The organism is Erwinia sp. OLFS4 (assembly GCF_002752165.1).
In the GTDB taxonomy this organism is placed as follows: domain Bacteria; phylum Pseudomonadota; class Gammaproteobacteria; order Enterobacterales; family Enterobacteriaceae; genus Izhakiella.
On sequence record NZ_MOMB01000007.1, the window covers coordinates 63,128 to 71,130 of the forward strand.

Sequence of the window (8,003 nt, forward strand, 5' to 3'; positions counted from 1 at the left end):
GGTTCGCTTATTATGGGGATCAGAATCGCGGTTTCAAGGGAGCCCGACGTAATGTCCGGGTCATTTGTCCAGCAGAGGAATAACAGCCTGATGAATACGCACTTTACCTGCATCGGCATCGTAGGACATCCGCGCCATCCAACAGCGCTTACCACCCATGACATGCTTTATCGCTGGCTCACCAGCAAAGGCTATGAGGTGATAATAGAGCAACAGATTGCGCGGGAACTCAACCTGAGCAATGTCAAAACCGGCACCTTATCTGAGATCGGTCAGCAGGCAGACCTGGCCGTGGTGGTGGGAGGAGATGGCAATATGCTCGGCGCCGCCAGAGTACTGGCGCGTTATGACATCAAGGTTATCGGCATTAACCGTGGCAATCTGGGCTTTCTTACCGACCTTGATCCGGATAATGCGCAGCAACAGCTGGCAGACGTGCTGGAAGGTGACTATTTCATTGAATCACGCTTTCTGCTTGAAGCTCAGGTTTGCCGCAAAGATCGCGCGCCGCGCCTCGGCGCCGCCATTAATGAAGTTGTGCTACACCCAGGCAAAGTCGCTCATATGATTGAATTTGAAGTATACATTGATGAAAACTTTGCCTTTTCGCAACGCTCAGACGGCCTGATTATTTCAACCCCGACCGGATCAACAGCCTATTCACTGTCGGCCGGCGGCCCCATTCTGACTCATTCACTTGATGCCATTGTACTGGTACCGATGTTTCCCCATACCTTGTCGGCACGTCCTTTGGTGATTAACAGTACCAGCACCATCCGGCTGCGCTTTTCTCATTCCCGCAGCGATTTAGAAATCAGCTGTGACAGCCAGATAGCGCTACCTGTTCAGGAAGGTGAAGATGTTTTAATCCGACGCAGTGAGGACCGGCTGACCCTCATTCACCCCAAAAATTATAACTATTTCAATACCCTCAGCTCAAAGCTAGGCTGGTCAAAAAAATTGTTTTAATTTTAACCCGCCCTCTTTACTGTATAAAAACACAGGTTATACTGTATGCAAAACCACTCATGTGTTTTTATACAGGATAAACATCATGCTGGCACAACTGACCATCAGTAATTTTGCTATCGTCCGTGAACTGGATGTCGATTTTCACCAGGGAATGTCGGTTATCACCGGTGAAACTGGCGCGGGAAAATCTATTGCTATTGACGCCCTCGGTTTGTGCCTTGGCGGGCGTGCCGAAGCAGATATGGTGCGTCAGGAAGCCAGCCGTGCCGATCTCTGCGCCAGGTTTGTCTTAAAAGATACCCCTGCCGCCCAGCGCTGGTTAATTGAAAACCAGCTGGATGACGGCAATGAATGCTTGTTGCGCCGGGTGATCAGTAGCGACGGCCGGTCACGTGGTTTCATCAATGGCACCGCCGTGCCGCTCTCTCAACTGCGCGAACTGGGGCAGATGTTAATTCAGATTCACGGTCAGCATATGCACCAGCTGTTGCTTAAAAATGATTATCAGAAAAAGCTGCTGGATGCCTACATTGGCGATAGTGCATTAATAACCGAAATGGCACAGACCTATCATGCCTGGCATCAGAGCTGTCGCGAGCTGGCACACTATCAGCAGCAAACCCAGGAGCGGGAAGCCCGCCGGGAATTATTGCATTACCAGCTAAAAGAGCTGAATGAGTTTTCACCGCAACCTGACGAATATGAACAAATTGATGAAGAGTATAAGCGGCTGGCAAACAGTGGCCAGCTGCTGTCGGTCAGTCAGCAAACGCTGCAGCTGATGGCAGAGGGAGAAGAAAGCACCTTGCAAAGCCAGCTGTACAGCGCGCGACAGAAAATCAGTGAGCTGATGGCGCTCGATGACAGACTAAGCGGCGTCTTCAATTTGCTGGAAGAAGCGGCTATTCAGCTAACGGAAGCCAGCGACGAATTACGCCATTATTGCGAAGGTATTGAACTGGACCCTAACCGTTTACATGAACTTGAACAACGGCTATCACGTTACGTATCCCTGGCAAGAAAACACCATGTCACTCCCGCCGGGTTACCGACGCTTCATCAACAACTGCTGGCTGAACAGGCCGCACTGGATACGCAGCAGCAAAACCAAAACGATCTCAGCGAAAACGTCACGCGCTATCATCAGGCAGCCCAGCGCAGCGCAGCTGTACTTCACCAGCGCCGGCTGGATTGCGCCGCAGAACTGAGCCAGCTTATCACTGACAGTATCCATCAGCTTTCCATGCCCCATGGCCGGCTGCAAATCGCCGTCAGCCATCACCCCGATCAGCTGACCGCCGAGGGCGCGGATCGTATTGATTTTCTGGTATCCACCAATCCCGGACAACCTCTGCAGTCGCTGGCAAAAGTGGCTTCCGGCGGCGAGCTGTCACGCATTGCGCTGGCCATTCAGGTTATCACCGCGCGCAAAATGGATACGCCAGCGCTGATTTTCGATGAAGTCGATGTCGGCATCAGTGGTCCGACTGCTGCGGTGGTAGGCAAGATGTTACGCCAGCTTGGCGAATCTACCCAGGTCATGTGTGTTACTCATTTGCCCCAGGTCGCTGGCTGCGGACACGTACACTTTTTCGTCAGCAAACAAACTGACGGCGCCATGACTGAAACCCATATGCAAATGCTGGATAAAAAATCCCGCCTGCAGGAACTGGCTCGCCTGCTCGGTGGCAGCGAAGTCACACGTAATACCCTGGCCAACGCCCGTGAACTGCTGGCGGCATAATGGTGTTTTAATGAACAGACAGCGTAATTTTTATCAATTGAGGGCACTTTTTTCTACGGTCAGAGTCAGATGGATACGCTGAAGAGGTTTCCAACTGCCAAAAGGTTTATTATTATCGGCAGCTTATCCGCTGGTTCATTCGCCAGAACACCAGCCTGATGTACCAGGCGCTTTTGCCCAAAAAGGAATGTTATTGATATGCGCTGTAAAACGCTGACTGCTGCTGCGGCGGTACTGCTGATGATGACTGCGGGTTGTTCAACCCTGCAACGCGTGGTATATCGTCCTGACATCAACCAGGGCAATTACCTGGTCGCCAATGACGTGGCGAAAATTCATACTGGCATGACACAACAGCAGGTCGCTTATACTCTTGGCTCCCCGATGATGCATGATCCCTTCGGCAGCAACACCTGGTACTATATTTTCCGTCAGGAGCCAGGGCATGAACCTGTAACGCAGCAAACGCTGAAACTGACTTTTAACAGCAGCGGCGTTCTGACCGGTATTGATAACCGTCCCAGCCTGATGGCAAAGAAAAACTAATACAGCTTTACGGCTGTCTGCCAGCCGTACAGATAAAAAATAAGGCGTAATACGCCTTATTTTTTTACCGCTCGCTCCGCGCGCTGGCGGCGCAGTTCTTTCGGGTCAGCAATCAGTGGCCGGTAAATTTCAACCCGATCACCGGCTGCGACCTCAGCAGTAAGCGCAACCGGCCGACTGAAAATCCCTACTTTATTTTTCTGCAGGTCAATTTCAGGGCGCAGTCTCAGGATACCGGAGGCGCGAATAGCATCTTCAACGCTCGCGCCTTCGGTTAATTTTACCGTGTACAAATATTGTTTTTCCGGCAGCGCATAGACCACCTCCACGGCAATATCAGACACTGTAAACCTCTCTGGCACGTTGGGTAAACGCCTGAACCATACTACCCGCCAGCTCCTTAAAAATACGCCCGAAAGCCAGCTCTACCAGCATATTTGTAAACTCAAACTCCAGATTAAGCTCCACCTTACAGGCCTCATCACTCAAAGAAACAAAGTGCCAGCCACCGGTCAGCTTACGAAAAGGCCCCTCTACCAGCTGCATCTGAATGCTTTGATTATCCACCAGCGTATTACGCGTAACGAAGGTTTTACTGATGCCCGCTTTAGAGACATCCACCGCCGCCGTCATCTGCCGAGCACTGGCATCAAGCACACGACTGCCGGTACAGCCAGGCAGAAACTGCGGATAAGAGCTTATATCATTAACCAGCTTATACATTTGTTCAGCACTATAGGGAACCAGTGCTGAACGACTAATACGGGACATAACCATACCTGTTGAACATTAGTTGCAAAATAATAGCATTGACCCACCCTAAACAAAAATTTCAGGCCAGCCAGGCCGTGCCAGAATACGCGGCGGTTGAATTCCGGTTGGTTCAGGGGATGCCATTTACAGTCGCTTCAGGTAGACTAGGTTCCACTATGACAAAGAAAAAAGCACACAAACCCGGTTCTGCGACTATTGCTCTGAACAAACGCGCCCGCCATGAATATTTCATTGAAGAAGAGTTTGAAGCAGGGCTTTCGCTGCAAGGATGGGAAGTAAAATCGTTACGCGCAGGTAAAGCAAACATCAGCGACAGCTATATTCTGCTACGTGAAGGTGAAGCCTGGCTGTTTGGCTCAACGTTCCAGCCACTGGCTGTCGCCTCATCCCATATCGTTTGCGATCCGACCCGTAACCGTAAACTGCTGCTAAAACAGCGGGAACTGGATTCATTATACGGGCGCGTCAATCGCGAAGGTTATACGGTAGTCGCCCTCTCTTTATACTGGAAGAACGCCTGGGCCAAACTGAAGATTGGCGTCGCACGCGGTAAAAAAGAGCACGATAAACGAGATGACATTAAAGAACGTGAATGGAAGCTCGATAAAGCACGCATAATGAAAAACGCCAACCGCTAAGGCAACGCTGGCGTTACCGTACGGTTTTTTGTTATACTGCACATCTGCCTGGGGCTGATTCTGGATTCGACGGGATTTGCGAAACCCAAGGAGCATGCCGAGGGGCGGTTGGCCTCGTAAAAAGCCGCAAAAAAATAGTCGCAAACGACGAAAACTACGCTTTAGCAGCTTAATAACCTGCTTAGAGCCCTCTCTCCCTAGCCTCCGCTCTTAGGACGGGGATCAAGAGAGGTCAAACCCAAAAGAGATCGCGTCGATGCCCTGCCTGGGGTTGAAGCGTTAAATCCAATCAGGCTAGTCTGCCAGTAGCGTGTCCGTCCGCAGCTGACAGGCGAATGTAAAGACCGGACTAAGCATGTAGTGCCGACGGTGTAGTAATTTCGGACGCGGGTTCAACTCCCGCCAGCTCCACCACATAAGCATTCGATAGCGTTCTCCAACTATCGAAAATCAAATAAAAAGCCCTAAATTATAATGATTTAGGGCTTTTTTAATGCCTTTAGCATTCGTTTAGTATCATTTTAATTCGCAAACTTTCGTAGTATATTTGGTAGTGATTAACCTGTACTGCAAAAATGCGTACTACCAAAAACCATTACTACATAAAAAGCATGTTTTCTATTTCCTATATGCTTTTTTAGGGCGTCCGGCCTGTCCTGCTGTCCATAACGGCGTAAGTAAATGATTTTACTAACCAATATGGGTAAAAAGACCCTGTCCACAGGCAGGAAAACCGGGGACAGGGCGTGTCCACTCCCGGACGGTCAGGGGTTAGCAGTATGTCGTTATGGTTTTTGGCAGTATGCCGGGAGACTGCGCCATGCCTAAGATTATTACCCCTTTAACGCCTACTGAGGTAGCTAACGCCAAAGCCAAAATAGATCCGGTTACAGGTAAAAAGCAGGACACGCCCTATCGTGATGGTGACGGGCTGGAACTTATGGCGAAAGCGTCAGGTAGCCGGGTGTGGTATTTCCGCTATCGTAAGCCAGTAAGCGGCAAACGCACTATGTTGAGTCTTGGGGAGTTTCCGGCTGTGAGTCTGGCGCAAGCGCGAAAGGCCAAGAACGAGGCTAAAGCGCTACTTTCTCAGGGCATCGATCCGGTAGAACAGCGCAAAGCCGATGCAAACGCCCTCAGAGAGAAACACAGTAATACGCTACAGGCTATTGCCATGCGCTGGATCGAACACAAGCGTAAAAACGTTACGGAGGACTACGCCAGCGATGTGTGGCGCTCCCTTGAAAAGGATATTTTCCCCGCAATAGGCCATGTCCCTGTTACGCTGCTAAAAGCGCCTGTGCTTCTGGACGTTCTCAACGTGATCGTTGCCCGTGGCAATCTGGAAACAGCCCGCCGCCTGGCACAGCGCACTAAAGAGATCCTGGACTACGCTATGAACATCGGCGTAGCCGAAGCCAACCCTTTTACCACAGTGAAAAAAGCGCTACCTGTACCGCGAAAAGAAAATAATCCAACAATACGCCCCGAAGCCCTCCCCGGCCTTATGCAGTCACTGGCAATCGCTCAAATCGAACGCGCTACACGCCTCCTGATCGAATGGCAGCTACTTACTGCCGTTCGGCCTGGTGAAGCTGTGCTGGCTCGCTGGAGCGAAATAGACTGGAAGAAAAAGCAATGGGACGTTGCCGCCGATACAATGAAAATGAAACGCCCTCATTCGGTGCCACTTTGCCCCCAGGCGCTGGACATACTGGAAGCGATGAAACCTGTAAGCGGCCATAGAGAGTTTGTCTTTCCCGGACGAAAAGACCCCAAAAAACACATGCACAGCCAGAGCGCAAACGCTGCATTAAAGCGCATGGGTTATCAGGACGTACTCACAGCGCATGGTATGCGCTCTATCGTCAGTACAGCCATGAATGAGCATGGCTTTCGCGCGGATGCCATAGAGGCTGTGCTGGCGCATGGGGATAAAGATCAGGATCGAGCGACATACAACCGCACTACTTACCTTGAAGAACGCCGGGGAATGATGGACTGGTGGGGGGAATTTGTCAGTAGCGCCGCCAGCGGCCATCAAATGGCAGGCGCAGCATTGCGCCATTTACGTGTAGTGGATGGCGACGATGCACAGTGACGATATTTTCACACTGGATAACATCCACACAGCGTTATCAGCCTATGATTACGAACAACAGCACGACGAGCCGATCGGGTGGTGTATTGAACATATCCAGGCATTAACCGATGTGCAAATCTGCGTATCACTAAGTACGGTAGATGCGCTGGATTTAATCTACCCCTCCCCGGAAATCATACGAGAACTTGGCAACCCCACCAGCGAAACATGGCAATTTATAAACACTATGGCGACTTCCCCAACGGATCTTGCTGTATCTGCCGTTGCGCTGTGCGGGGCATTCAGAACGCCCGACAATGACGTTCTGGCCGCACTGGCGCACCTGTCCGGCAAAGCGCTGTTAAGGTTACACAGGGAAGCCGAGATTATGTCTGGTTTTGATAATATCGACGAGGCCAGAAAGCGCAGGCAATTAGGCGGTATAAACCGTAGTAAAAAAATCAACGGTGCAATTAAACTCCAGTGCAGAGAATGGGCTAAGGACATTATCGAACGCCACAAAAACGATAGCCGTAGCGAACCTACTAAATCGGGATTAGCCGGGCTGGTGGATGATAAATACCGCTCATTTATCAACACATATCCAATAGAGACACCTGAATTTCAGAAGTTACATCCACCGGGGAGGGATATTTTACCCGCCGCTGCCGGGCTTGCGGGCGGCTCTATCTATAAGTGGGTGGGGGATATGGTAAATGGTAAACGGTCAACAGCGCAAAAGCAGAAACTCCCCGGCGTAGTTCCGGGGAGTGGGTTACGAAAACAGCGCGTTTGCATCTATGCGGTAATAACGCCGACGCCGGTTAAAAACCGGGTCATTCTTACGGGGGTTATAGTCAATTTCACCAATTCTATCCTTTTCACTTAACAGCGCCCCCATCGCCACCAGCGCATCCAGTGTGGCTTTACGGTTATGATTCGCCAGTATACGTTGCATGGCCTCCGGTATGATCCAGTAGCATTCGGCTACGCCCTCGTTTGCCTGTTCAGGTGAGCGGATATCAAGATTGTCAAATTGCAGGTTTGCACTTCCACCATCCAGCAAAGGGTGATGCCTCCAATTAGTAGAACATGTGTTTCTCGATAAACGCTCCAATGACTTTTTCGTGGATCTCAACTGAGCGCGAAAAGCAGATTGTTTTACGAGCCAACCGTTTAATGCGGGTGCGGAGCGTCAGGTTATTACGTTCAATGCGTTGGGTGAAAATTTTGCCCGTCAGATGCT

The 8,003-nt window shown here is 50.6% G+C and carries 9 protein-coding genes and 1 other RNA gene; 7 read left to right on the forward strand and 3 right to left on the reverse strand.

Annotation, left to right across the window (positions count from 1 at the left end):
• The first annotated feature begins 90 nt into the window (after positions 1 to 90).
• The 3 genes from nadK to bamE all read left to right on the forward strand — a co-directional run bounded on the left by nadK (position 91) and on the right by bamE (position 3,262).
• On the forward strand, positions 91 to 969 hold the full coding sequence (gene nadK / locus BL249_RS03370; RefSeq protein ID WP_099704409.1) for an NAD(+) kinase: 879 nt from the start codon (positions 91 to 93) through the stop codon (positions 967 to 969).
• Between the two features lie 85 nt (positions 970 to 1,054).
• Positions 1,055 to 2,716 (forward strand): DNA repair protein RecN, encoded by a 1,662-nt coding sequence (recN, locus tag BL249_RS03375; protein WP_099704410.1) that lies wholly within the window; start codon positions 1,055 to 1,057, stop codon positions 2,714 to 2,716.
• A gap of 198 nt (positions 2,717 to 2,914) precedes the next feature.
• Complete coding sequence (gene bamE, locus BL249_RS03380; RefSeq protein ID WP_099704411.1) at positions 2,915 to 3,262, forward strand: outer membrane protein assembly factor BamE; 348 nt, start codon at positions 2,915 to 2,917, stop codon at positions 3,260 to 3,262.
• Positions 3,263 to 3,318: 56 nt separating this feature from the next.
• Here the strand turns inward: bamE and BL249_RS03385 are convergent, their stop codons facing one another.
• Positions 3,319 to 3,606, reverse strand: coding sequence for an RnfH family protein (locus BL249_RS03385; protein WP_099704412.1), 288 nt, complete (start codon positions 3,604 to 3,606; stop codon positions 3,319 to 3,321).
• Entirely contained in the window at positions 3,599 to 4,033 is a 435-nt protein-coding gene (locus BL249_RS03390; protein ID WP_099704413.1) for a type II toxin-antitoxin system RatA family toxin, read from the reverse strand. Before BL249_RS03390 ends, BL249_RS03385 begins: the two co-directional genes overlap by 8 nt.
• A 158-nt stretch (positions 4,034 to 4,191) precedes the next feature.
• On the opposite strand from BL249_RS03390, the gene smpB reads away from it, so the two are divergent.
• The 4 genes from smpB (at position 4,192) to BL249_RS03410 (ending at position 7,646) form a co-directional block, all read left to right on the forward strand.
• Positions 4,192 to 4,674, forward strand: a complete 483-nt coding sequence (gene smpB / locus BL249_RS03395) for an SsrA-binding protein SmpB (RefSeq protein WP_099704414.1) — start codon at positions 4,192 to 4,194, stop codon at positions 4,672 to 4,674.
• Between the two features lie 50 nt (positions 4,675 to 4,724).
• Positions 4,725 to 5,088, forward strand: a transfer-messenger RNA (tmRNA) gene (ssrA, locus tag BL249_RS03400).
• Between the two features lie 406 nt (positions 5,089 to 5,494).
• Positions 5,495 to 6,775 carry an integrase domain-containing protein gene (locus tag BL249_RS03405; RefSeq protein ID WP_099704428.1) on the forward strand — a complete coding sequence of 427 codons (1,281 nt, stop codon included), beginning with the start codon at positions 5,495 to 5,497 and terminating at the stop codon, positions 6,773 to 6,775.
• Positions 6,765 to 7,646 carry a hypothetical protein gene (locus tag BL249_RS03410; protein ID WP_143354760.1) on the forward strand — a complete coding sequence of 294 codons (882 nt, stop codon included), beginning with the start codon at positions 6,765 to 6,767 and terminating at the stop codon, positions 7,644 to 7,646. Before BL249_RS03405 ends, BL249_RS03410 begins: the two co-directional genes overlap by 11 nt.
• A 193-nt stretch (positions 7,647 to 7,839) precedes the next feature.
• Here the strand turns inward: BL249_RS03410 and BL249_RS03415 are convergent.
• On the reverse strand, positions 7,840 to 8,003 hold a 164-nt coding region (locus BL249_RS03415; protein ID WP_241898819.1), incomplete at its 5' end, for an IS1 family transposase.